This window comes from Nocardia ninae NBRC 108245 (assembly GCF_007990755.1).
Lineage (GTDB): Bacteria > Actinomycetota > Actinomycetes > Mycobacteriales > Mycobacteriaceae > Nocardia > Nocardia ninae.
In genome coordinates this window covers 1-23544 of sequence record NZ_BJXA01000105.1, presented here as the reverse complement: position 1 = coordinate 23544, position 23544 = coordinate 1, and the positions used below count along the sequence as shown (strand labels likewise).

The window sequence follows — 23544 nt, the reverse complement described above, 5'->3', positions numbered from 1 at the left end:
ACGAGTCGCCGCATGTCCTGGCCGCCCTGCTGCGCAGGCACGGCGACCTCGGCGACTGCGAGGACGCCGCCCAGGAAGCGGCCGAAGCGGCGACGGCGCAGTGGGGGCGCGACGGGGTGCCCGACAATCCACGCGGCTGGCTCGTCACCGTGGCGTCACGGCGCCTGATCGACCGAGTGCGGGCCGACCGGGCACGCGCCGCCCGCGAAGAAGCCGTGGCCGCCGCGCAACCGAGCGACGCGTACGTGGTGCCGCCGCTGGATCAGGTGAGGGCCGACGACAGCGACGACATGCTGCGGATGCTCGTGCTGTGCTGCCACCCGAGCCTGAGCCGCTCCTCGCAGGTCGCGCTGACCCTGCACGCCGTATGCGGTCTCGGTGCCGGCGAGATCGCCGCCGCCTACCTCGTTCCGCCGCGCACCATGACCCAACGTCTCACCCGGGCCCGGTCGACCCTGCGGTCGGCCGGCGCGGTGTTCGAGCTCCCCCACCGATCAGACCTACCCTCACGCATCGCGTCGGTACTCGATGTGTGCCATCTGCTGTTCACCGAGGGCCACACCCGCTCTGCCGGTGGCACACTCATGGATTGGAGCCTGACCGATCAAGCGATCCGGCTCACCCGTCAATTACATTGCGCCATACCCGATCACGACGAGATCGCCGGAGCGCTGGCCCTTATGCTGCTCACCCACGCCCGAGCAGCGACCCGCACCGAGCACGGCAACCTGGTACCGCTGGCCGAACAGAACCGTTCCCGATGGAACCAGCAACTGATCGCGGAAGGCGTCGGCATCCTGGAGCGGGTCCTGCCTCGCGGCCACGTCGGCCGATTCCAATTGCAGGCGGCGATCGCCGCGGTGCACGCGGAATCACCCGCCTGGGAGCGCACCGACTGGCCGCAGATCAGCATCCTCTACGCCATGCTCGACCGAGTCGCACCCAACCCGATCGTGACCCTCAACCGCGCCGTCGCCATCAGCATGACCCTCGGTCCACAACAGGGTTTGGACCTGATCACGCCCCTGCTCGACAACTCCTCGATGCGCCGTCACCACCGGACCCACGCGGTACGCGCACACCTACTGGAAATGATCGGCGACCCCAGCGGCGCCATCGACAGCTACCAGCGCGCAGCGCAACTCACCACGAGCATCCCCGAACAGCGGTACCTCAACGACCGTGTGCGTCGCCTGACCGGCGCGAGTTAGACGCGAATGTTCCAGCGCCGCAAGGGGACTGACACCGCGGCCGTGGTCCACCAGCCGCCGATCAGGCGCCGCCCTTGGCGAGGTAGTCGGCGGGGTCGTACAGGATGCACAGTCGCTGGATTTTTCCCTCTGCGAAGGTGAAGAACTCGGCGAGCCGAGTGGCGCCTTCGGGCAGGTGGGCGTCGTAGAGCACCGCGGTGCCGTCGAAGCCGTGCACCTCCTGGATCAAATCGATCTTCTGGACATTCGCGATGAATCCGCGCACTCCCTGCAAAAACGGCGCAGCCCCCGTCACCTGCCCAGCGATCGGACCCTCGAAGTGCAGGTCGTCGGCGAGCAACGGTGCCAGATCCGCGCCGTCCCCGTAGTTCTCGATCCCGCCCGTGAGGATCCGGTAGTACTCCCTGAGTACGGCGGGTGCGTTGTCGCTGACGACGGTCATGGTGATCTCCTTGCCTCAGACTGTGGTTTAGAAAATAAACCACTTAGTAGAGATTTTCAACCACTCTGCTAGGCTGCCGATATGCGCTCGTACAACCAGTACTGCTCGATGGCACGCGCCCTCGACCTGGTCGGCGACCGCTGGATACTGCTGATCGTCCGCGAGCTGCTCACCCAAGGGCCCTGCCGCTTCTCCGACCTGCGCCGCGGGCTGCCGGGCATCGCCAGCAACCTGCTGGCCGACCGCCTCCGCGACATGGAGAGCGCCGGGCTGATCGCCCGACACGACGAACCGCCGCCGGTCGCTGCCACACTGATCAGCCTCACCGATCGCGGCCGAGACCTCGGCGGTGTGGTCCGCGAGCTGACCCGCTGGGGCGCCCCGCTGATGGCTGTTCCACCGGAGGACGACGCGTTCCGGGTGCACTGGTTCTCGCTGCCGCTGCGCCACCTGTGCACCGACGCCACACCCGACGAACCAGCGAGCGTCGTGCGCCTCGGCGACCTGAGCGACGGCTGCGACATCATCGCCGACCGTGGCCGGATCGAGGTACGCCCCTGCTCGACCGACCGTCGACCCGACGCGACGGTCACCGCGCCGCCACAGGTGTTCGTCGCACTCTTTACCGCAGCGGTGTCCCTGCGGACGGCGATGACGCTGGGGCTGGCCGTTGACGGCTCCGTAGCGGCCCTCGAACGCGTGCTACCCCGGGGTACCGATGACTGACGCGCCCAACGGCGACAACCGCTTCGCACGATGCTTGTTCGCACGCTCGACCTACGGTAAGCGCATGACCGTATGCCTTCCGAGTAACGCTGGCAACCAGCGAGGCGCGTTGGCAGGGGATGTGCAGGCTCACGCGGATGCCGACTGGGGGTCGATCAAATCGTTTGCCGGAGTGGGCTTGTCCAGCCATCCGACCAACTCAAAGGATTACCACCGACTCCACTTCGAGATCGATGGCGAGGCGGCGCAGCATTTCTCGGAACTCGGTCGCCGGGTAACGCTCGTTCTCGGTGACCAAGCCGAGGACGGTGCCGGTGCCCGGTACCGAGAGCGGGCGGATCTGGTCTACTACGGCTTCGATCGGGTCGAAGAGGTGCAATTCGGGACGGGCTCGCTCGAAATAGTCACGCAGCCAAGGTAAATGCGTGCTCGACAGGGTTATCGCATCGATGGCGGGGTGTGCTGCGAGTAGCGCGTCCAGGAAGTCGCTGATCGCCGACGCGGTGTGTTCGCGGCGGAACAAGAAGTCGCCGCTCTCCACCAGCTCGACCAATGCTGACGCGTTGACCGCATGGACCCGATCGATCGCCGCACCTGCTGCGGTGCATAGGAATTCAGTCAGCTCGGCACTCTCCACCAACGACCGCACACCGAGCACCGCGACCTCGTCGGCGATGGCCAATGCCTCGGCGATCGGCGGGCGCACCCCGAAAATCGGGACGGGGCTGTGCAGGTCGTCCAGGATGGTTACCGACGGTGCGTTGGAGGCCAGCAGGATGGCGCTCGGTGTGAACTCGGCGAGGAAACGCACGGCGCGGTCGACCACGGTCAGCAGTTCGGTTCGGGTCTTCGCGCCGTACGGGAAGCTGGCACGGTCGGCGAGGTAGACGATGTCGCGGTCGGGCAGGCGCCGGTGCAGCAGTTCCACCGCCGAGTAACTGCCGAGGCCCGCGTCGAAGACGGCGATCGGCTGCCGTAGAGAGGTCACCCGCTGATCATGCCGGGCGGTCGCCGTGCGCTGGTCGTGGGTGCCTGCCAGACTCGGCGGGTGACCGATTCTCGTGATGCCGACGCGACCCGGCTGGCTGCCGCTTCGCTGGCCAAGGGTGATCCGACCGGATGGTTCGAGCGGCTGTATGCGGCCGCCTCCGAGGGTGCGGCGGTGGTGCCGTGGGATGCCGACGAGCCGAATCCGCTGCTGGTCGATTGGATCGAGCGGCATGAGCGGGCCGACGGTGGGATGCGAGCCATGGTGGTCGGGTGCGGGTTGGGACGCGATGCCGAGCACCTGGCTGGGCTGGGGTTCGAGACGACCGCGTTCGATGTGTCGGAGACCGCGATACAGACTGCGCGGGAACGCTTTCCGGCATCCAAGGTGAACTATCGGGTCGCCGATCTGCTCGCACCGCCTGCCGAGTGGGCGGGCGCGTTCGACCTGGTTGTCGAGTCCATCACCGTGCAGTCGATGCCGGTCTCGGTGCGGGAAGTAGCGACGGCGAATGTCGCGCGGATGGTGGCGCCCGGTGGCGAGCTGCTGGTGATTGCGGCTATTCGCGAGGAAGGCGTGGAGGTGGACGGGCCGCCCTGGCCGCTCACCCGGGCGGAGATCGACGCGTTCGCGGTCGAGGATCTGCGGTCGGTGCGGGTGGAGCAGGTGGCCCGACCGGACAAGCCGGGGTTCGCGCGGTGGCGTGCGGTGTTCCAGCGGAGCTGAGAACTGCGCGTCTCGAGCGGCGACGGCAGGATGGGTAGGTGACCGACGACAACGGCCTGGTCTGGTACGCGGCCTACGGGTCGAACATGCACCTGAGTCGACTGCGGTGCTACCTCACCGGAGGCACTCCGGAGGGCGGCGCACGGGCCATGCTCGGCTGCCGCGACCCGGCCGAGCCCGTCCGCTCGATGCCCATCATGCTGCCGGGCCTGCTGTATTTCGCCACCGAATCCCTGATCTGGACCGGCGGCCGCGCGTTCTACGACCCGGCGGGACCGGGCGAGACCGCGGCCCGCGCCTACCTGCTCACCGCCGCGCAATTCTCCGACATCGCGGCCCAGGAGATGTACCGCTCCCCCGGCACAGACCTCGACCTGACCGAGGTGATCACCACCGGACGCGCACCGCTCGGCCCCGGCCGATACGAAACCCTCTCCTACGCAGGGAGATTAGGGAACCACCCGATAATCACCTGCACCGCCCCCTGGCGCCACACCGACCTCCCCGGCAACGCCCCCTCCCCCGCCTACCTACGCCACCTAGCCGCGGGCCTCATCGAATCCCACGGCTGGACCATCGAAACCACCGCCACCTACCTCGCCACCCGACCGGGCGCCGACCTCACCTGGACCCCCGAAACCCTTACCGCCCTCCTGACCAGCAGTCAGCCCCCGGTGTGACGCGCGGCCGAAAATAGCTTCAGCTGTGGCGGGCAAATGTGAGAGCGTCTCGGCGTGAGCGATGGATGGCCCGACCGCCTGGCAGTACGTCCCTTCACCCGCAGCGACGCCCGGCAGGTAGCCGGTTGGCAGTACGCCGGTCCGTGGCAGATCTACGACTTCGGCTCGGCCGATGACGATGAATTGCCAAGTGCGGCCGATGGATACACGGCAGTGGCCGATGCCGACACGGACCGCATCGTCGGGTTCTTCTGCATCGGACCCGAGGCGCGGGTGCCGGGCCTCGATGAGGATCCCGCCGTGGTCGATCTCGGCGTCGGCATGGACCCGCAATGGGTCGGCCGAGGTCACGGTGGGCACTTCGGCACCACCGTGCTCGCTCAGCTCCGCCGGGACTACCCGGCCACTCCGGTACGCGTAGTCATCCAGAGCTGGAACACAAGGAGCAGGCAGTTGTTCCGCCGACTCGGATTCGTCGAACGCGGCGGACACCACTGCGTGCAGAACGGTCGATCGGTCGCCTACACCGTGGCTGTGCTGTCCGCAGGCCTCAACGCCATGTCCGAATCCAGCCGGACATCGGATGATCATGTCCGTTGAATAGCTTTCATGAACGATACCGAAATCCCGACCACCAAAACGGCGCTGGTAACCGGCGCGAGCCGGGGCATCGGCCGTGCCATCGCTGAACGATTGGCCCGCGAGGGTGCACTGGTAGCAGTACATTTCGGTCAGAACGACGCGGCGGCCAAAGACGTGGTCGCCGGCATCGAGGCCGACGGTGGCCGGGCTTTCGCGGTGCGCGGCGACCTCGGCTCCACCGACTTCGCGACCCTCCTCGATGACATGGACGCGGGCTTCGCCGGCCTCGGCGCTCCCGCCGGCCTGGACATCCTGGTCAACAACGCGGGCATGACCATCATGAAAGGCGTCGACACCATGGCGCCCGCGGAATTCGACACCCTCTTCGCCACCAATGTCCGCGCCCCGTTCTTCCTGGTGCAAGGCGCCCTCGACCGGCTCCGGGACGGCGGCCGCGTCGTAAATCTGTCCTCGGCCGTCACCCGGATGGCGGTCCCCGACATCCTGGCCTACACCATGACCAAAGGCGCCATCGACAGCTTCACCCGCGTCCTCGCCCAGGCCCTCGGCCCGCGCGGCATCACCGTCAACGCCGTCGCCCCCGGCTATGTACTCACCGATATGAACGCCTGGCTCATCGACAACCCCGACGGTCAGCGCGAAGCCTCGTCCAACGTCGCCCTCGGTCGCGTCGGTCGCCCCGCCGACATCGCCGACATCGTCTCTTACCTCGTCAGCGACGACGCCCGGTGGATCACCGGCCAAACCCTCGACGCCAGTGGCGGTACCGCCCTGTGAGAGATCTGTTGTGCCGCAGTTGATTACGACGCACGATAGTGCGTCGGCAATCGAGCTCGCCGATCCGGTGGCCGGCACAGTCCTGGCGGGCGCGTCATCGATCCGAGGCGTCGGCCAGCATCAGCTTGAAACCCACGTGACTGGCCTCGAATCCGAGCTTGCCGTAGAAACGATGCGCCTCCACCCGACTACTGTGCGAGGTCAATTGCACCAGGGCGCAACCACGTTCACGCGCGCGCCGCACACACTCCTCGATCAGCTGCGATCCGAGACCGATGCCACGCATCGGCCGATCCACCCGCACCGCCTCGATCTGCGCCCGCACCGCGCCCCTGCGGGCCAGACCGGGCAAAAAGCTCAGTTGCGCCGTTCCCACCACGGCACCGCGGTGTTCGGCCACCAGTAACTCCTGTCGCGGATCGTCGTCGATCTCGGCGAAGGCCGCGCGATACCGGCTCAGGTCGTCTACCGACTCGCGGCCGCTGCCGAGTGTGTCATCGGCGAGCATCGTCACCAGCGCAGCAAGGTCATCGATCGTCGCGGACCGGAAGATGATCTCGTCCATGCACTGATTCGATCACGAGCCGCGCAACAGGACTACCGCGCACGCCGCCGACAGCCTGAAACCTGGGATCGGTAGGCGGCGCACGCGGCATCTACTTACCCCATGACATCTTCTCAACCTCCCATGAACCAACCGCAGTCCGCCAGCTTGGACAAGAAGACCAGCGCGATCCTCTCGTACGCGATGGGGTGGCTCACCGGAATAATTTTCCTGTTCGTCGGAAAGAACGATCCGGACGTGAAATTCCATGCCGCGCAATCGATCGTCTTCTTCGGGGCGGTCTCGGTGGTCAATATTGTGCTGAGCATCGTCGGCTCGCTGCTCGGAGTCCTCGGGCTCATCTTCAGCCTCGCCGGACTCGCAGTCGCGATCCTCGCAATCGTCGTCTGGATCATGGCGATGGTCCAGGCGAACAACACCGGCGGTGTCCGCGCGGAGCTGCCTCTCGTCGGAAAGTTCACTGCCCGCTATGCCGATCAGCTGGCCAGCGCAATCAAATAGCGGCATATTCGCCAGCTGAATTCATGACCGATGACGCTGTCGGCATCCCGGCACGCAGCCGGATGCGACAGTCCGAAGATCAACGGCCCGAGGCTATCTCGGGCCGTTGACGTTCGTGCGGAGGTTCGGGGAGCGCTCAGCCCTCCCCGTCGAGAGTCAGGACGACCAGCGGCATGGGCCGGTCGACCTTGGACTGGAAGTCCGCCAACAGTGGATGGTTGGCCAGCATCCAGGCCGCGAACTCGTCGTACTCCGCACCTTCGAGCACCTTGCCGGTCGCCTGATAGGTCTTGCCCCGGAGCTCGACAGTGACCTGCGGATTCGCCTTGATGTTGTACCACCAGGCCGGGTACTTGTCCTCGATGAACGAGCTCACGAACATGGTGTCGCCCCGGTACAGGGGCCCCAGCGGGGTCGTGTGCCGCTTGCCGCTCTTGGCTCCCGTGGTGGTGAGCAGGATGAGGTCCCCGCCCGCATAAGCACCGCCCACCTTGCCCGAGTTCTCCCGGAACTCCTTGATCACATCATCGTTCCAGTTGGCGATGCCGCCCTCCTGGTCCCACGCCTGATTCCACGGCGCATTCGGATCGTTGTAGTCGGTGATGTCGGCCTGCTCCGACTGCCCCGCAGCCGATTCGGTTTCGCTCATGAGTCGAGTATGTCGCGCAGATAGGACAGTTACGGTCCTAATTCGACGAGAGATCGTGCCGCGATTCGCACGCGAAATCTCTGTCGTACCGCTGAGCGCGCTGAGCGAAGCGACCACGGCGGGGAAGCCCGGAAGATCAACGGCAGAGCGCTGTACGGCCGCGAGGGTGCGCGCTCATGCTGATTGCGTTTTGTTGCTCGGACACCTGGGAGCCTGGTCGTTCGTGTCCATCCAGACACGTGAAACATGTTGTCTCCGTTTGTCTCTAACGTTTCAGTGATTGAATGGGGAAGTGATGCTCGAGGGTGTCGGCCCGACGCGGTTTGCTGCCGATCTCCATGACTTCCTGGAACAGGTTCGCCAGAAGGGGCAAATGCCCGGGCTTGCCGCGGCAGTGTGGTGGGGTTCGGAACCGTATGCGGCTGCTGTCACTGGGTTTCGTAAGCGCAATGATCCGACTCCTGTGACTATCGGCGATCGCTGGCACCTCGGCTCGAACACCAAAGCTATGACTGCGACACTGATCGGACTGTTCGTGGACCGCGGCGTAGTTCGGTTCGAGGACCAGCTAAACGAGTTGCTCGGTGGCGATCAGCTGCATCCCGGATATGCGGCGGTCACGGTCGAACAACTGCTACAGCATCGCGGGGGCGCACCCGAAAACCCACCGCCGCACATGCGAAAACATATGTCTACCGACGGGATCGAACCGGCGGCGGCCCGCGCGGCGGCGGTAACCACCATCCTGGCTGATTCACCCGCCCACACGCCGGGGAAGTATGCCTACTCGAATGTCGGGTACATGATCCTCGGCGCAGCTCTCCAGCGGCTGTGCGGAGCTTCGTGGGAATCTCTGATGCGCACAGAGCTTTTCACTCCGCTACGGATGAACTCGGCCGGGTTCGGTGGCCCCGGCAGTCCTGGGACGACCGACCAGCCGTGGGGTCACAACAGCACTCTCGAACCAATGCCGCCGGGCCCGTTGTCGGACAATCCTCCTGCATTCGGCCCGGCGGGGACGGTGCACTGCACACTGACCGACTGGGGCAGGTTCCTCGGCCAACATCTCGCGGGTGCTCGCGGTGCACCCAGCATCCTTTCCACAGTCACGATGGCCCGGCTGCATCAGCCTGCACGCGGCGGTGATTACGCCGCCGGGTGGATCGTTCTCACCCCGGAGTGGGCGAACGGCCCAGTACTGACCCACACCGGCAGCAATACGTTGTGGACCGCTGAGACTCTGTTGGCGCCGGCGAACAATCTCATCTTCGCCGTCGTGACCAACTGCGGTGACGACCAGGCTCACCAGGCCGTCGACGATGTGACCGGTTGGCTGATCGACAACTGCACCACCGGGCAAACCCGCGGGCATCCGAACCGGTAGCGGACACGTCCACGGTCACACGCGCACGGCTCGGTGCAGCACCGCGTTGTGTGTACGGCTGGACGTTCTCGATCCGACCGACCGCCTATCCCCCCGTCCTTCTGACTAGGGAACATCAACTCTGCCGCTGCCGTCCAGGGATCGGGTCACAGGATGAAGACCGTCTGGGCGCAGAGCGTCCGCTACTGCCGGTAAGGGCGTCTCAATTCAACTACCGCGAGTAGATCTACGTCGCCCAGCAACCGAACTTCGATGCATCGAACACTAGAACCTCCTCTGGCGCAATGCCTTTCATCACCGTCAACTATCCAGTTCATATCGGTACCACTGCCTGGGGTTACCGTCCTCGTGTAACCAGAGGGTCGAGTCACGTCCGATCTTCCCGCGCGCCCAGACCGTGGATCGGCGGCCGCCCGGTAGGAGGAGTTCCTCGCTTTCGGTCTCGGTGACCACTCCATCCTGGAGTTCGCCTTTGCGGATCGCCCACCTCAGCTGCCCTTTGCGGCGATGCTGGTCGAAGAAGCCGAAGGTCGCGTCCGATACCGCCAAGCCACCACAGCCGGTGATCGAGTTCTCGGTGATCGATCGGACTCCGTTGGCGTCCATTTCCACCAGCGGGAATGTGGTGTAGGGGCAGGCGTAGGTGCGGGTTCGGCCGACATTTACCGCGTAGCAGTCACACCAGTCGACCTGATTTCCGGTGTCATCCGAGGCGAACCATGGGGAACTGTCCAGGGTGTCCCAGCGCGCGAGGCCGATCATGTGCCCGGTGCCCCAGGTGCCGTCTGGTTCGGCGAAGGCGAAGGTGGATTCGTCGCGATAGCTGATCCAGATTCGCCCGTAGGGGTCGGTGAGCAATTCCGCAATCGCGTCTCCGGCGTAGCAGGAGCCCTGTTGGTGTCCCGTGCTGTCGAAGGCAACAAGGTTGCGGGGCAACGTCGAGGCAGTGGGCTGCACTCGCTCGATTCGTCCAGCGCCCAGGATGATTCCATCACCGAGGACATCGATCTGGCTGAACCATTGATCGAGGCCGTGCAGCCGAATTTCATCGACGTCGCCGTTGTCGCAGATTACGACGGTAGCGTCATAGCGTGGGATCGGCGCGCGTGCCGAGGGGACTTGTGCAGGATCGATGAGCACGGCCAGTAGCCGACCGCGGTGATCGATCGTGGCGGCGGGAACTTCGAATCGTGCGTAGCGCGGCGGCAGCGTTGCGTGCAGCACGAGCTGGCGTTCAGCGGCCATCGGCCTTTCCGGTTGTCATGGGTCGATCATCGCACCACGCAGTCACAGATGCCCAATTCGGTTGCGGCACAGCCTGCATGCCGACAGCCGCGCCCGAGCGGTCACTTGCGCGGGATAAACCCGGTGACGTCGGTGGCCATCGCCTCGATAATGGCCGACGTGGAAGGAGTCGAGGTCGTCGTCGCTCATCACGAGTGCGCGACCTTGCGTGTCGGTGCCGTGTTCTTGAAGATCGACGCTGATCAGAAGCGCACCGACGTCGAGGTCGAAGCGATGGCTATGGCGCCGGTCCCGACTCCGGAGGTCCTGTGGCGCAAGCCGCCGGTGCTCGCGCTTGCCGCCCTGCCGGGCGTGGCACTGGGCCGCCTCGGCGAGCCGTCGACCGCGTCGTCGGCGGCGTGGGCCGCGGCGGGTGCCGCCGTCCGGATGCTGCACGACGCGCCGCTGCCACCCAGGCCCGGTCGCAACCTCGACGAGATCGCGTCGCACCTCGACGACGAATGCGCGTGGCTGCGCAGAAACGAAGTCCTTCCCGCCGACGTGATCACGCGCAACCGCGCGATTGCCGAGGCTGCGCTGCGGCCGTGGACGCCGGTGTTCACGCACGGCGATCTGCAAGTTGCCCATGTGTTCGTCGACGGTGACGAGGTCACCGGCGTGCTCGACTGGTCCGAGGCGGCCCAGGGCGATGCCCTGTACGACCTCGCCACCTTGACACTCGGACACCAGGAGCACCTCGGCGACGTCGTGGCCGGCTACGGCACCGACGTCGACCTCGATGTGATCCGCGCGTGGTGGTCGTTACGGAGCCTGCGGGGGGTGCGCTGGCTGGTCCAGCACGGCTTCGACCCGGCATCGCCGGGCTGCGAGGTCGACGTGCTGCGCGCCCAGGCGATGCGAGACGCGCCCTGACCCACCCGCGCGCGTTATGTCGCCATGCCGAGGCTCTCGGGAGTGAACAGGTAGCGCGTGAACCAGCGCGGCAGTTCCCGCTGAAGTCCGTGGTCACCGTGGACCTGGACTCCGGGTTGTCGCAGCAGTTGCTGCCAGGACAGATTCCCGAGCCACCATTCGGTCGCCGCTCGGGTCGGTGTGGTGAGCCAGATGTCGACGGGTGCGCCGGTGTCGTCACGGCACAGGTCCACCCCGGTCCGCGACAGGTGCAACCAGAACCTGCTGTCGGAAATCGGCCGATCGGTGAACTCGATGGCGAGCACGACCCGGCGGTCGGGCAGCGCGGCGACATCGACTCGGCGGCGCATGTCCCAGGTGAGGGCGGCGGTGTCGAGATCGTCTTCGCCCAGAGCGGCGCTGTCGGTGGCGATGGCCCATCGGGCCAGTTCCCGGACCACGGGGGCGAGCGCGGCACCGACGTCGGTGAGGCGATAGCCGTCGACGACGCCGGCGGCGCGCAGCACCCGTAGCCGCGCCGACAGAGTTGCCCTGGGGATTCGCGGCAATCCCCGGCACAGGTCACCGAAGCTCGATGCGCCGAGCAGGAGTTCGCGAACGATCAACAGCGTCCACCGCTCACCGAGTACATCCAGCGCCCGCGCCACGGCGCAGAACTGTCCATAACCACCCACACCGAAAGCGTATGGACCGCAGGCGCGCAGCGCAGTTCAAGAATTGAACTTCCGGCTCCAGCTGGGTGCGCCGACGATCGGCAGTGTCGATGAAGTCGTCGGGAGGATGAGCAAACATGGAAATCAGTAGCAGCGTGCTGACAGCGATCGGGCACACACCCCTGGTGCGATTGCGCAGAGTGGTGCCCGCCGACTGCGCGACCATTCTGGTCAAGGTCGAGGGCAACAACCCGACCGGCAGCATGAAAGACCGGATGGCACAGGCCATGCTGGCCGCCGCCGAGGCCGACGGGAGGCTGCGGCCCGGCGACACCGTTGTCGAATACTCCGGCGGCAGCACCGGTGCCGCGCTGGCCATGGTCTGCGCGGCGCGCGGATATCCGCTGCGAATCGTCAGCTCGGAAGCGTTCAGCGCGGACAAGTTGATTCAGATGGTCGCGCTGGGGGCCGAACTCACTCTGGTCCAGAGTGAGCACGGGCAGATCACCAAGAAGCTGATCCTCGAAATGATCGACACCGCAGCAGCATTCGGCCGCCAACCCAACACCTACTGGACCGACCAGCTCACCAACACCGACAGCATCACCGGCTATCACCCGATGGGCGAAGAGATCTGGGCGCAAGCCGGTGGCCGCGTCGACGGCTTCGTCCAAGCGGTCGGCACGGCAGCGTCACTGCGCGGGGCGACCACGCCACTGAAGCAGTACAACCCGCGACTGCGGGTGGTCGCGGTGGAACCGGCCGAATCCGCCGTGCTGTCCGGCGGCCGTCCGGGCGCTCACCTCATCGAAGGCATCGGCATCGGCTACCGGCCCCCGATGTGGGACGCCGACCTCCCCGACGAGATCATCCCCGTACCCACCGCCGACGCTGAAGCCATGGCACGACGACTCGCGCGGGAAGAAGGACTGTTCACCGGAACCTCCTCCGGCGCAAATGTCCTCGCGGCCATCGAACTCGGACAACGACTCGGCCCCGACGCCGCCGTCGCCACCATCCTGGTGGACTCCGGCCTGAAATACCTCAGCACGAACGTGTTCCGGACAAGCCGTGGTCCGAGCCAGAAATCCCCACATGGAAACGTTTGACGTGGTTTGTGACCTCGGCGGAGCCTGATCCCATGAAATACAAACCGTTACTACTCGGCGCGATCGCCGCCGCCCTGCTGATTCCTGCCGCACCCGCGAATGCCAACGGGCCCATCATCGTCGAGGGCACCTTCAAGCCCTGGCAGGACGGCGCCGTCGCCGTCACTCACGACCAGACGCTGGCTCCCGTCGGCAGCCATGCCAGGGTTGTCATCGGCAACTACGACAAGAGGACCGTGGCTATCCTGACCGTCCGGGGCCTCCTCCCCAACCGCGTCTACGGCTCACATGCGCACGTGAAGTCTTGCGGCGCGAAGCCGGCCGACTCCGGCTTCCACTACCAGAACGTGGAGGACCCGAACGCCAAGGACACAATGTCCATGGACGCGAGATATGCCAACCCGCGCAACGAGCTGTGGCTCGACTTCACCACCGACAAGAATGGCAACGCCACACAGGTTTCCATGGTCGACTGGACCTTCCGTAAGGGCAAAGCCGGGTCGATCGTCGTGCACGAGAAGAAGACCGACACCACGGACGGTAACGCAGGCATGGCCGGCGCCCGCGTCGCCTGCCTGAGCGTCCCGCTCTAGTCCCTGGCCACTCGACGCATTCTGCGGCCAACGCTCATAACAAGGCTCGACCACGGCCGCCGAGACCGTATGAAACCACTTCGGCCCGGCTGGATAATCAGCCGGGCCTCCGATCAGCTGCGGGCGGCAGGTATCACGACTGGGCCGGGTTCCGTGAATCATCCTGGTGGTAAGCAAGTTCGACGTTGTGGCTGACTTCGCCACCGGTGACGGTGACCTGGCTGGTGGACGGGGGGTAGCCGCGGGCGACGATGGTGTAGCTGCCCTGGGGGAGGTCCGGGATGAGGTAGTGGCCGTTGTCGTCGGTGCGGGTGGTGGCGGTCACGTCGCCGGTGGCGTCGAGGAGGCTGATCTGGGCGTCGGGGATCGGGCGGCCGTCCTCGGACAGCGCGGAGCCGGTGAGGACTGCCATGGCGGCCAGTTCGACGTCGTGGCGGAGCAGGCCGGTGTCGGGCACGGTGAGGGTGGTTGCGGTGGGGCGCATGTGTTCGGCTACGGCCACCACTGTGTATGTGCCGGTGACGATGCCGTGGCAGGTGTAGGTGCCGTCGGCGGCGGTGACCGCGGTGCCGACGACGTCGCCGTGCCGGTCGGTCAGCGTGACGGTCGCGCCGGCGAGGGGTGTGCCGCGGGCGGCCGAGCGAACGACGCCGGACACCTCGCCGGAACCGAGCAGGGTGAGGTCGAGGTGCTGGGGGCGCTGCCCCATGGACACGGTGACCGCGGCTGGTTGATGGCCGGTGGCCGAGACGATCAGCACGTAGCTGCCGCCCTCGGGTACGCCGATCAGGTAGCCGCCCTCGGCATCTCCGCTCGTTCGCGACACCTGATGTCCACGCTGGTCGATCAGGGTGAGCGTGGCGCCGGGCACCGGACGACCGTCTTCGCGGCGAATATGCCCGCCGATCGCGCCGTCGTCATCGCCGACGAATCCGGCTGCCTCCAGCACGGTGACCGCGGAACCGGCTGCCGCCACTGCGAACTGGTGCGAACCGTTGCCGAGGTGCTCGGAGGCGTGACCGCTGACGGCCCCGGCCATTGCCGGCTCGGGTTCCGAAAGTACCTGCGCGGCACCCTCCCAGACCTGATCCTCGTCCCAACTCGATTCCGCGACAGGCGATGCCGCCGGCGCCGCCGCGACGGGCGCCGGGGCATCCTGCAACGGAATCTCTTTCATGAACATGAGCACCAGGCACGCCAGCAGCGCCACTCCGGCCGCGACATAGAACACCGCATGCATGGAGTCGGTGAACCCGGTCAGGATGGGCACCTTCAACGCGTCGGGCAGGGACTCGATCCCGCTGGTGTTGCTCTGAATACTCGTGAGTTGATCGGCACCGAACTCGGGCGGCAACTGTCCGCCGAACGCGTCGATTATCTTGTTGGGCAACAGGTTGAACATGATCGTCAGGAACACGGCGACACCGAGCGTGCCACCCATCTGGCGAAAGAACGTCGCCGACGCGGTGGACACCCCCATATCCGACCGCGGGCCCGCGTTCTGCGCCGCGATGATCAATGTCTGCATGCAGCCGCCGAGCCCGAGCCCGATCACCGCACCGTAGGCCAGCGGCTGCCACAGCGGGCTGTCGTAGTGCACCTGCGCATACAGCGCCGAGCCGGCCGCGATGACGAAAGTGCCTGCCACCGGCAGCATCTTGTAGCGACCGGTCTTCTTGGTGATTCGCCCGGCGAGCTGCGCGCCGATCGTGATGCCGAGCACCAGCGGCAGCATCAGCAGACCCGCGTTGGTCGGGGTGAAGCCGCGCACCACCTGAAAGTACTGCGGCACCATGGTGATGGCGCCGAACATGGCGACGCCGACGATGAACCCGCCCGCGATGGTGACGCTGAACGTCGAACTCTTGAACAGCCGCAACGGAATCAGCGCCGCGTCCTTCATCAGGAACTCGACGAGCAGGAACAGCAGCAGCCCGAACGCGCCGATCCCGTAGCAGAGCAACGACCGGTGCGACCCCCAACCCCAGTGTCGGCCTTGCTCGGCGACGACCAGCAGCGGCACCACGCCGATCGTCAGCGCCACCGCACCGAACCAGTCGATGCGATGACGCTGGCGCTGATGCGGCACGTTCAGCACCTTCGCGACAACGAGCCACGCGAGCACGCCGACCGGCACGTTCACCAGGAACACCCAGCGCCAGCCGTCGATTCCGCCTAGCGTCTGATAGTCGGAGAAGAAGCCGCCGAGCACGGGTCCGAGCACCGTGGCGGTACCGAAGACGATCATGAAGTAGCCCTGGTAACGCACCCGTTCACGGGCGGGCACGATGTCGCCGATGATGGTGAACGCCAACGACATCAAGCCGCCCGCACCGAGCCCCTGGAACGCGCGGAAGCCCGCGAGCTGATACATCGAGGCGGCGAAGGTACAGGCCACCGAGCCGATGATGAACAGCCCGATCGCCGTGAGATAGAACGGCTTACGTCCATAGATGTCGGCCAGCTTGCCGTAGAGCGGCGTGGTGATCGTCGCGGTGATCAGGTAAGCCGTTGTCGCCCAGGCCTGTTCATCGAAGCCGTGCAGGTCGTTGGCGATCTTCACGATCGCCACGCTCACGATGTTCTGATCCAGCGCGGCCAGGAACATGCCGAGCAGCAGGCCGGACAGAATGGTCATGATCTGCTGGTGTGACAGTGCCGTGCCCTCGCCGGCTTCCAGGCCCGGCGGCATTGCCTGGGTAGTGGAATTCGTCATGTGCGCCCTGATTCTGGTCGGCTGCGTTGTGGCGTTGTCCTCGAACACGGGTAGCCCTCGGCGGCCGCCGCGAACACTTACGCGGCCGTCGAGTGGGTCGGCTCGGCGCGCGGCCGAGCCTTGTGCGACAAGCGATCTGCTCTGTACTACTGCTGGTAGAACTCTCAGCGTGCGACAGATCGGCGAGCATACCGGTGCGCTGCGGGCGTGGGCCCTCCCCTTTTTCACCAGCAGGCTTGCTCGATCCGAGCAACTAGTTGCTGAAGCAAACAATACAGCGGCGCGCCGGCCGACTGCCAGCACGGGTGGCATCGACCGAAACCCACCGACGGATAGCCGCTTGCTATGTAAGGTCTTTCGTGTCTCGCCGCGGGCGAGGCAGCATCTGCGGCGCGGGCTGCGGTTCGCCTGTCGCAGGCGCGGACCAGCATCCGGCGACAGGGGGAAGCAGCAGATGCCCGACAACGAACCCGCACCGAGCAACGGTGGCGCGACCCACTTCTGGACCTCGGCGCTGTTCTGGACCATCGTCGGCAGCGTCGCGGGTGTGCTCGCGGTGGTCGTCGGTGTCGCCGAGTGCGCCGGCTCGAATTCATCGTCGGCGCCGCCCAGTGCGTCCGGCGGCCCCGGCCCGCCGACCGTCCGCCGGCCCGTCCGCGCGCCCAACGACCACCGCGCCACCCTCGGTCGCGCACGGTGTGAAACGCAGGATCGCCAACGTCGAGGGAATCGACTTGGATACCGGGCAGATCCGCGATCAGAACGAGCCCGGTGTGGACATGAGCCCTTCCAGAACCGGCGACTCCCTCAACGCCATGACCCACGGCGCCGCGCGTTTCGCCATCCCGCGCGCCGACGCCGGCCTCGACCGCTGCACAACGATCGCACCCGGCGCCTGGACCAAAACTCTCGACAACGTCTACCACCTGCCCATGAACAGCCACCTCTGCGTGCAGACCGACCAGGGCAACCTCGCCGATCTCACGCTCACGCACATCCCTTCCGCCGCTGAGCAATACCTCGAGTTCGACTTCACCACCTGGCGCGCCGGCTAGCGCCGAGAAACGCAGCACGGCGGTTCAGCACGTCCGACGCGCCGAGCCGCACGGTCGATGATCAACGGCAACCGTCAGCGCAGACCCACCTTCAGCGGGTGTGAGCTGCGTCGATCATGGGAGGAATCGAGCTGTGCACCACACCCGCGAATCCGGTCGGCGGCCGGACCCACTGTTTCGGGACGGTAATGTTGTCGCGTCGTGCGGTACAAGGCCCGGAGGGTGCGCCTCGCGATTGTGGGTACTCCGCGTTAGTCGTGTGTCACGGCGACCGAGTAGTGACGCGGATTGGAAGGAGACCCGAGTCGATGCTTTCCGGGCAGAGTGGGCGCGTAAGCCTTCTCGGCGGTAGCGACGGCAAGGCCCCCGGAGAAGCTCCGATTCCGGTGCGTCCTCTCGAGCGTGCCGCCGTTTGGAACTGGCCGGACCTCTCGGTATTGCTGATCGAGGACGATCAGGCCGATGCCTTGCTTGTCGAGGAGTTGATCGCCGACGGCGCACCCGGCCTGCCCGTGCGGTGGGTGCGATCCGCGGCCGAGGCCCGCGCACGGCTGGCCGTCGAGCTACCCGATTGTGTGCTGCTCGACCTGCACCTGCCGGATGCGCAGGGGCTGGAGGCGCTGGCCACGGTACGCGAATACACCGACCAGGTGGCGGTGGTGGTGCTCACCGGGCTGGATCAGGAACAGATCGGGCTGGCCGCGGTCGCCGCGGGCGCCCAGGACTATCTGATCAAAGGCCGGATCGAGCCCGAATTATTCGGTCGCGCACTGCGTTACGCCATCCAGCGTAAGCAGGCCGAACGCGCCGCTGCGGCGCTGCGGGCGAGCCAGATGCGCGCGCAGGAGAACGCGCGACTCGAACGTGGCCTGCTACCCACCCCGCTGCTGCGCGGTGAACGCTCGGTCGACATCGTGGCGCGCTATCGCCCCGGCCGGGCCAACGCCCTGCTCGGCGGCGACTTCTACGACGTCGTGCAACAGGCCGACGGCACCGTGCACGCCTTGATCGGTGATGTCGCGGGTCACGGCCCGGACGAGGCGGCGACCGGGGTGGCGCTGCGGCTGGCCTGGCGCACGCTGGTGCTCAGCGATATCTCCGGTATCCGCCAGCTGCGGCTGCTGGAGGAGGTGCTGCTCGCCGAACGCACCGGCAAGCAGATCTTCGCCACCCTGACCAGCCTGACCCTGTGCCCGGACGACCATCGGGTGCTGGTGACCAGGGCCGGGCATCCGGGCATGCTGTTGCGCAGCGGCTCGGCGGTGGACTGGGTCGAGGTGCCGGGCGGTCCTGCCCTCGGCTTCCTGCCCGGCCGCGCCGACTGGACCACCCACGAGATCACGCTGCCCGTCGGCTCCGGCCTGATGCTGTTCACCGACGGGCTGTTCGAGGGACACACCGCCGTGGGCGAGGACCGCCTCGGCGAGGAGGGCCTGTTGGAGCTGGCCCGCACCGTCACCGCCGCCGAGCCCTCGGCGTTCGTCGACGAGCTGATCCGGCGTGCCGAAGCGCTCGCCGAGTCGCACGGCGGCCTCGAGGACGACGTGGCGGTCATGTACTTGCAGTGGCATCACCGAGACCTGAATCAGGACAATCGATGACGACATCCCCCAGGAAGCAGTCCATCGCCGGTCGGCTGACCGTGCAGGGCTGGTTCATGCTCGTGCTGGCCCTCATGGTGATCCTGGTGATCGTGGGCACCGCGATCGGTGCTCATCAACTCACCAAGACCAACCGGGTCGCCGACCGGATGGTGGACGGGCTGCAACCCGCCACCGCCGAGACCTACCGCTTACAAAGCGCGCTGCTCAACCAGGAGACCGGTATCCGCGGCTACGCCATCGCCGCCGACGCGCAGTTCCTCGCACCGTATTACGAGGGCAAGCAGGTGGAGGCGCGGGCCGCGGCCCGGATCCGTGAGCTGCTCGCGGGCCGTCCGCAGCTGCTCGCCGACCTCGACGCCGTGGAACGCGCGGCCGACGAGTGGCGCACCGGTTACGCCGAACCGTTGACTGCCGCGGTCGCCGCACGCGGCACCGGCGCCGTCGGCGAGCCCGCGGCTGCCCGGGGCAAAGCGGACTTCGACAACGTCCGCACCCTGTTCACCAAGCAGGACGCCGACCTCGCCGCCGAGATCGACCGGGAACGCGCCGAGCTGGAAAGCACGCGCGACGTGCGGGATACCGTGCTGGCGAGCATGGTCGCCGCGTTCCTGCTGGCCGCGGTCGCGTTGACGCTGCTGGTGCGCAGGCTGGTCGCGCGGCCGCTGGACAATCTGGAGGCCGCCTCGCTGCGCGTCGCCGACGGCGACTTCGACCACCACATCGCCGCGCACGGACCCGCCGACCTGGCCACCGTCGCGGAGGCGGTGGAGAGCATGCGCCGCCGGGTCGTCGCCGAGCTGGAGTCCTCCCGCGTCCAGGAAGCCGTGTTGGCCGAGCAGACGACCGAGCTGGACGCGCAGACCGCGGAGCTGCGCCGCTCCAATGCCGAACTCGAACAGTTCGCCTACGTGGCCTCGCACGATCTACAGGAGCCACTGCGCAAGGTCGCCGCGTTCTGCCAGCTGCTGGAGAAGCGGTACGCGGGCCAATTGGACGAGCGCGCAACCCAATACATCGCCTACGCGGTGGACGGCGCCAAGCGCATGCAGGTGCTGATCAACGATCTGCTCACCTTCTCCCGGGTCGGCCGGGTCATCGACGGCAACGTGCCGATCGGTCTCGACCAGACCCTGGACAAGGCGATGACCAATCTCGCTGCGGCCGCCGAGGACAACGATCTACAGCTGGAACGCCCGGACGAACTGCCGGAGATCACCGGCGATTCGACCCTGCTGACCATGTTGTGGCAGAACCTGATCGGCAATGCGATCAAGTTCCGCGCGCCCGATCGGTCGCCGGTCGTGCGGCTCGACTGTGTGCCGGACGGCGACACCGGCGGGTGGCTGTTCTCGGTGTCGGACAACGGGATCGGCATCCCACCCGAGTTCGGGGAGAAGGTGTTCGTGATCTTCCAGCGGCTGCACAGCCGGGAGGAGTACACCGGCACCGGTATCGGACTCGCCCTGTGCAAGAAGATCGTCGAGCACCACGGCGGGAAGATCTGGCTCGACACCGAGTACACCGGCGGCACCCGCTTCTGGTTCACGCTGAATTCGCCGGTGGCAGAGAGCGACTCCGAGCCGACCGGCGATTCGAGCTCATCCGGCGAGGCCGGGCAGCACACCTCGTACAGCGAAACCATTTCCCTCAGCGACGCCGGCGCGAACGGCGACGCCAGTCCGGTCGAGCACACCAGCTCACCCAGCCCGGCGAGCTGAGTCCGCTCTACCATTTCACCGAACCGGCTGTGCCCCACTGCGAGTCAGCCACACCACAAGGAGATTGCTTTTGTCCATCCCCGCTCAGCCCATCGACATCCTGCTCGTCGAAGACGACCCCGGCGACGAGTTGATGACTCGGGAAGCGTTCGAGGACAACAAGATCGGCAACACCCTGCACGTCGCGCACGACGGGCAGGAGGCGCTCGACTTCCTCTACCGGCAAGGCGAGTACGCGGAGGCCCCGCGGCCGGATCTGATCCTGCTCGACCTCAATCTACCGAGATACGACGGCCGCCAGGTGCTCGAGCGGATCAAGGCGGACCCGGATCTGTCGCACATCCCGGTGGTCGTGCTTACCACGTCGGCGGCCGAGGAAGACATCCTGCGCAGCTACAAGCTGCACGCCAACGCTTACGTGACGAAGCCGGTCGACCTGGACCAGTTCGTCGCGGCCATCAAGCACATCGACGATTTCTTCGTCCAGGTCGTCCGGCTTCCTCGACACCGCTGATCGGCGCCGGACAGCGCTGCCCCAGCCCCCGGCAACGTTGATCCAGCCCCGGCTACGTTCAACCAGCCTTCGGCAGTTCCGCTCGGACCTAAGCCGGGCGGCGCGGTTCCTCGACGGACAGCGCGTCGTCCACCGTGTTGTGCACGCTGAGCAGCTTGTCCAACCCGGTCACCTCGATCGGGCGGCGCACCGGCGGCGAGGCCACCACGCGCAGCTGGCCCGACGGCAGCGCCTCCGCGGCGACGAGCAGCACGCTCAATCCGGCGGAGCCGAAGAATTCCACCAGGGACAGGTCCACGACCAGCGTGTTCGGCTGATCCCGCAGGGCTTCGTCCACCGCAGCCTGGAACTGCGGAGCGGAGGCCATATCGATTTCCCCGGTGAGCGACAGGATCCGGGTGGAATCCACCGACCGCACGTCCGTCTCCAGGCTCTTGGCCTTTCCGTCCGCGCTCATCGGGCATCCTCCTGAACACCGACGCACACGGCGCCAGCGGGCGCCGTTCCACCTCGGCTCGACCGACCTGAGCCTGCTACACCAAACCGGTTGCCTGGCATCGCCACTTCGCTACCTCCGACGCGTCGACCCTCCGCCCGCCCGAACACGGCGCGGAGATGATCCAACTCGCCAAACTACCGTAGTCGGACCTCGGTTGTTGCGCCCGCCTGGGCCTGCGGCGCGCCGGTTCGCCAACGGGCAGTGCGAAGTCGGCGCAAGCTCCGGCGATCGGGGGCACCACCTGGCCCGATGCTGCCCGAGGTCGGACGATCGTGCCGAGGCGCGCGCGGGTAGCGGCAAACCGTCAGCGCACTCGGGCGGGTCGGCGATCCTCGGCGAAGTCCAGCTCCAATGTCACGGGAATCACTTCGACCTCCAATGCCGCACGCAGCCGGGTGACCGCGTGGCCGAGGATCTTGCGACGCAGTTCGGCGATGTCGGCACTCGGTTCCGCGGTCACGATCAGGTGCAGTTCCGGTGCGGTGCGCTCGCCGGACAACCAGGCCGAGGCGGTGCGCACGCCCGGGTAGCTCTCGATATCCGCGGCGACCGGGGCCGCGGCGGTCGACGAGGCGAGCACGGTGGTGCCTGCCCACTCGGTGCCGCCGGTCCGCCAGGTTACCGACTTCGGCATCCGGAACACCTGTGCCAGCAGCCAGCGCAGGCACAGCAGGCCGACCAGCACGGCGACGGCGACCGCAGCCCACAGCACCCAGGTCGGCGGTGCGTCGGTGCCGGGAACCACGGTGTCGTCGGACTGGACCCAGCGCAGCCGCCCGTAGTGCGCGGCAACGGCCAGGACACCGGCGGCGAGCAAGAGCAGGCCGGTCAGCCCGAGCACGGTCCGGTTCAACGTGGCCGGACGATTGGTTCGCACCATCACAGCTCTCCCGTCTTCGGTCCCCGCAGCTTGGCGCGCACGTGGCGCACCCGCTGCGGGCCGATCTCCTGAACGCGGCGGGTGAGCCGCTCGCAGATCTCCTCGGGCAGGCCCTCGGAGCCGGCGCGATCGGTGCGAGCGGAGACCTTGACCGCTTTGCGACGCAACCGGATTCGGGCGGTGCTGACGCCGTCCACCGTGCCGGCGGCGCTGCGCAGGGCGGTGCGCAGTCCCCCGCGCGTCACCCCGGCGGAGATGCCGTCGTCCGCGGCGAGCGGCAGCACCGCGGCCCGGCCGGGCCACAGCGCCAGCGCGAGCAGCACGAAACCGAACACCATCGCCGCGATACCCACGCCGAGCACCGGCATGTCGTGCCACTCCATGCCGTGCAGATCGGCGGCCACCGAGTCGTAGGAAACGAACTCGTGTGCGCCGACCAGGCGCTGGATCAACGACACCGCCACCGCGACGCAGACGGCCAGCAGCAGCACCGCGACCAGGATCGCCGGACCGACCCGACGCGGCCTGCGGATCACCGGACTCTCCTTCCCGCAGCGGTTTCGGTGGTCAGCTCGGCCACCACGATGTCGATGGCGGTCACCGCGAGGCCGGTCAGCTCACGCGTCCGGCCGGCCAGATGCGCGCGGCACGCCTCGGTCACCCGGCCGATCGGCGAGGGGTAGCTGATCGGCAACCGGACCGCCAGGGCGGTGCGGTCCGGGTAGACCTCGGCGTCGACCCGCACGTCGGCACCCACGCCGGCCACCTCGCGGGCGGCCTGCTCGACGATCCGC

The 23544-nt window shown here is 66.9% G+C and carries 26 protein-coding genes; 15 read left to right on the top strand and 11 right to left on the bottom strand.

Annotation, left to right across the window (positions count from 1 at the left end; genetic code table 11):
* The coding region (locus NN4_RS40395; protein ID WP_147142567.1) for an RNA polymerase sigma factor at positions 1–1211 on the top strand (1211 nt) is incomplete at its 5' end.
* A gap of 61 nt (positions 1212–1272) precedes the next feature.
* Here the strand turns inward: NN4_RS40395 and NN4_RS40390 are convergent.
* Positions 1273–1653: a nuclear transport factor 2 family protein gene (locus NN4_RS40390; RefSeq protein ID WP_147142565.1), complete on the bottom strand. Its 381-nt coding sequence runs from the start codon at positions 1651–1653 to the stop codon at positions 1273–1275.
* Between the two features lie 81 nt (positions 1654–1734).
* Here NN4_RS40390 and NN4_RS40385 point away from each other — a divergent pair, with 81 nt between their 5' ends.
* A complete protein-coding gene (locus NN4_RS40385; RefSeq protein ID WP_147142562.1) occupies positions 1735–2379 on the top strand; it encodes a winged helix-turn-helix transcriptional regulator in 645 nt (214 codons plus the stop codon).
* 199 nt (positions 2380–2578) lie between these two features.
* On the opposite strand, the gene NN4_RS40380 is transcribed toward NN4_RS40385, so the two are convergent.
* Positions 2579–3367: a glutamate racemase gene (locus NN4_RS40380; protein WP_147142559.1), complete on the bottom strand. Its 789-nt coding sequence runs from the start codon at positions 3365–3367 to the stop codon at positions 2579–2581.
* Between the two features lie 60 nt (positions 3368–3427).
* Here NN4_RS40380 and NN4_RS40375 point away from each other — a divergent pair, with 60 nt between their 5' ends.
* From NN4_RS40375 to NN4_RS40360, 4 genes are read left to right on the top strand one after another with little or no spacing between them, the layout of a single operon-like run.
* The gene (locus NN4_RS40375) at positions 3428–4093 is read left to right on the top strand and encodes a class I SAM-dependent methyltransferase (RefSeq protein ID WP_246181349.1); all 666 of its coding nucleotides are present in this window, start codon (positions 3428–3430) and stop codon (positions 4091–4093) included.
* Positions 4094–4131: 38 nt separating this feature from the next.
* Positions 4132–4773 (top strand): histone deacetylase, encoded by a 642-nt coding sequence (locus NN4_RS40370; protein WP_246181348.1) that lies wholly within the window; start codon positions 4132–4134, stop codon positions 4771–4773.
* A 54-nt stretch (positions 4774–4827) separates the two neighbouring features.
* A complete protein-coding gene (locus NN4_RS40365) occupies positions 4828–5373 on the top strand; it encodes a GNAT family N-acetyltransferase (RefSeq protein ID WP_147142553.1) in 546 nt (181 codons plus the stop codon).
* A gap of 9 nt (positions 5374–5382) precedes the next feature.
* Entirely contained in the window at positions 5383–6153 is a 771-nt protein-coding gene (locus NN4_RS40360) for an SDR family oxidoreductase (protein WP_147142550.1), read from the top strand.
* A 94-nt stretch (positions 6154–6247) separates the two neighbouring features.
* On the opposite strand, the gene NN4_RS40355 is transcribed toward NN4_RS40360, so the two are convergent.
* Positions 6248–6718: a GNAT family N-acetyltransferase gene (locus NN4_RS40355; RefSeq protein WP_147142546.1), complete on the bottom strand. Its 471-nt coding sequence runs from the start codon at positions 6716–6718 to the stop codon at positions 6248–6250.
* 123 nt (positions 6719–6841) lie between these two features.
* Here NN4_RS40355 and NN4_RS40350 point away from each other — a divergent pair, with 123 nt between their 5' ends.
* Entirely contained in the window at positions 6842–7219 is a 378-nt protein-coding gene (locus NN4_RS40350) for a DUF4870 domain-containing protein (RefSeq protein WP_246181347.1), read from the top strand.
* Positions 7220–7355: 136 nt separating this feature from the next.
* Here NN4_RS40350 and NN4_RS40345 read toward each other — a convergent pair whose 3' ends face one another.
* Complete coding sequence (locus NN4_RS40345; protein WP_147142541.1) at positions 7356–7868, bottom strand: nitroreductase/quinone reductase family protein; 513 nt, start codon at positions 7866–7868, stop codon at positions 7356–7358.
* Between the two features lie 295 nt (positions 7869–8163).
* Between NN4_RS40345 and NN4_RS40335 the strand changes: the two genes are divergently transcribed.
* Positions 8164–9252, top strand: coding sequence for a serine hydrolase domain-containing protein (locus NN4_RS40335; protein WP_281289461.1), 1089 nt, complete (start codon positions 8164–8166; stop codon positions 9250–9252).
* A 300-nt stretch (positions 9253–9552) separates the two neighbouring features.
* Here the strand turns inward: NN4_RS40335 and NN4_RS40330 are convergent, their stop codons facing one another.
* On the bottom strand, positions 9553–10497 hold the full coding sequence (locus tag NN4_RS40330) for a hypothetical protein (RefSeq protein ID WP_147142534.1): 945 nt from the start codon (positions 10495–10497) through the stop codon (positions 9553–9555).
* Between the two features lie 123 nt (positions 10498–10620).
* Between NN4_RS40330 and NN4_RS40325 the strand changes: the two genes are divergently transcribed.
* Positions 10621–11409, top strand: coding sequence for a phosphotransferase family protein (locus NN4_RS40325; RefSeq protein WP_246181346.1), 789 nt, complete (start codon positions 10621–10623; stop codon positions 11407–11409).
* A 14-nt stretch (positions 11410–11423) separates the two neighbouring features.
* Here NN4_RS40325 and NN4_RS40320 read toward each other — a convergent pair whose 3' ends face one another.
* The gene (locus NN4_RS40320; RefSeq protein ID WP_186818864.1) at positions 11424–12083 is read right to left on the bottom strand and encodes a winged helix-turn-helix transcriptional regulator; all 660 of its coding nucleotides are present in this window, start codon (positions 12081–12083) and stop codon (positions 11424–11426) included.
* A gap of 116 nt (positions 12084–12199) precedes the next feature.
* On the opposite strand from NN4_RS40320, the gene NN4_RS40315 reads away from it, so the two are divergent.
* The gene (locus NN4_RS40315; RefSeq protein ID WP_147142529.1) at positions 12200–13171 is read left to right on the top strand and encodes a PLP-dependent cysteine synthase family protein; all 972 of its coding nucleotides are present in this window, start codon (positions 12200–12202) and stop codon (positions 13169–13171) included.
* A gap of 32 nt (positions 13172–13203) precedes the next feature.
* Positions 13204–13764, top strand: a complete 561-nt coding sequence (locus NN4_RS40310) for a superoxide dismutase family protein (protein ID WP_147142526.1) — start codon at positions 13204–13206, stop codon at positions 13762–13764.
* Positions 13765–13897: 133 nt separating this feature from the next.
* Here the strand turns inward: NN4_RS40310 and NN4_RS40305 are convergent, their stop codons facing one another.
* On the bottom strand, positions 13898–16480 hold the full coding sequence (locus tag NN4_RS40305) for an MFS transporter (RefSeq protein ID WP_147142523.1): 2583 nt from the start codon (positions 16478–16480) through the stop codon (positions 13898–13900).
* A 698-nt stretch (positions 16481–17178) separates the two neighbouring features.
* Here NN4_RS40305 and NN4_RS40300 point away from each other — a divergent pair.
* The 4 genes from NN4_RS40300 to NN4_RS40285 all read left to right on the top strand — a co-directional run bounded on the left by NN4_RS40300 (position 17179) and on the right by NN4_RS40285 (position 21371).
* On the top strand, positions 17179–17535 hold the full coding sequence (locus tag NN4_RS40300) for a hypothetical protein (protein WP_147142521.1): 357 nt from the start codon (positions 17179–17181) through the stop codon (positions 17533–17535).
* Positions 17536–17843: 308 nt separating this feature from the next.
* Positions 17844–19136: a PP2C family protein-serine/threonine phosphatase gene (locus tag NN4_RS40295; RefSeq protein ID WP_147142518.1), complete on the top strand. Its 1293-nt coding sequence runs from the start codon at positions 17844–17846 to the stop codon at positions 19134–19136.
* The gene (locus tag NN4_RS40290; protein ID WP_186818863.1) at positions 19133–20857 is read left to right on the top strand and encodes a sensor histidine kinase; all 1725 of its coding nucleotides are present in this window, start codon (positions 19133–19135) and stop codon (positions 20855–20857) included. Before NN4_RS40295 ends, NN4_RS40290 begins: the two co-directional genes overlap by 4 nt.
* A 70-nt stretch (positions 20858–20927) precedes the next feature.
* Positions 20928–21371 carry a response regulator gene (locus NN4_RS40285; protein WP_135236163.1) on the top strand — a complete coding sequence of 148 codons (444 nt, stop codon included), beginning with the start codon at positions 20928–20930 and terminating at the stop codon, positions 21369–21371.
* An 88-nt stretch (positions 21372–21459) separates the two neighbouring features.
* Here NN4_RS40285 and NN4_RS40280 read toward each other — a convergent pair whose 3' ends face one another.
* The 4 genes from NN4_RS40280 to NN4_RS40265 form a co-directional block, all read right to left on the bottom strand.
* The gene (locus NN4_RS40280; protein WP_147142515.1) at positions 21460–21828 is read right to left on the bottom strand and encodes an STAS domain-containing protein; all 369 of its coding nucleotides are present in this window, start codon (positions 21826–21828) and stop codon (positions 21460–21462) included.
* A 346-nt stretch (positions 21829–22174) separates the two neighbouring features.
* Complete coding sequence (locus NN4_RS40275; RefSeq protein WP_147142513.1) at positions 22175–22750, bottom strand: alkaline shock response membrane anchor protein AmaP; 576 nt, start codon at positions 22748–22750, stop codon at positions 22175–22177.
* Positions 22750–23286, bottom strand: a complete 537-nt coding sequence (locus tag NN4_RS40270) for a DUF6286 domain-containing protein (protein ID WP_147142511.1) — start codon at positions 23284–23286, stop codon at positions 22750–22752. Before NN4_RS40270 ends, NN4_RS40275 begins: the two co-directional genes overlap by 1 nt.
* Positions 23283–23544, bottom strand: a 262-nt coding sequence (locus tag NN4_RS40265) for an Asp23/Gls24 family envelope stress response protein (RefSeq protein ID WP_147142508.1), incomplete at its 5' end; no start/stop codon positions are given. The genes NN4_RS40265 and NN4_RS40270, both read right to left, overlap by 4 nt.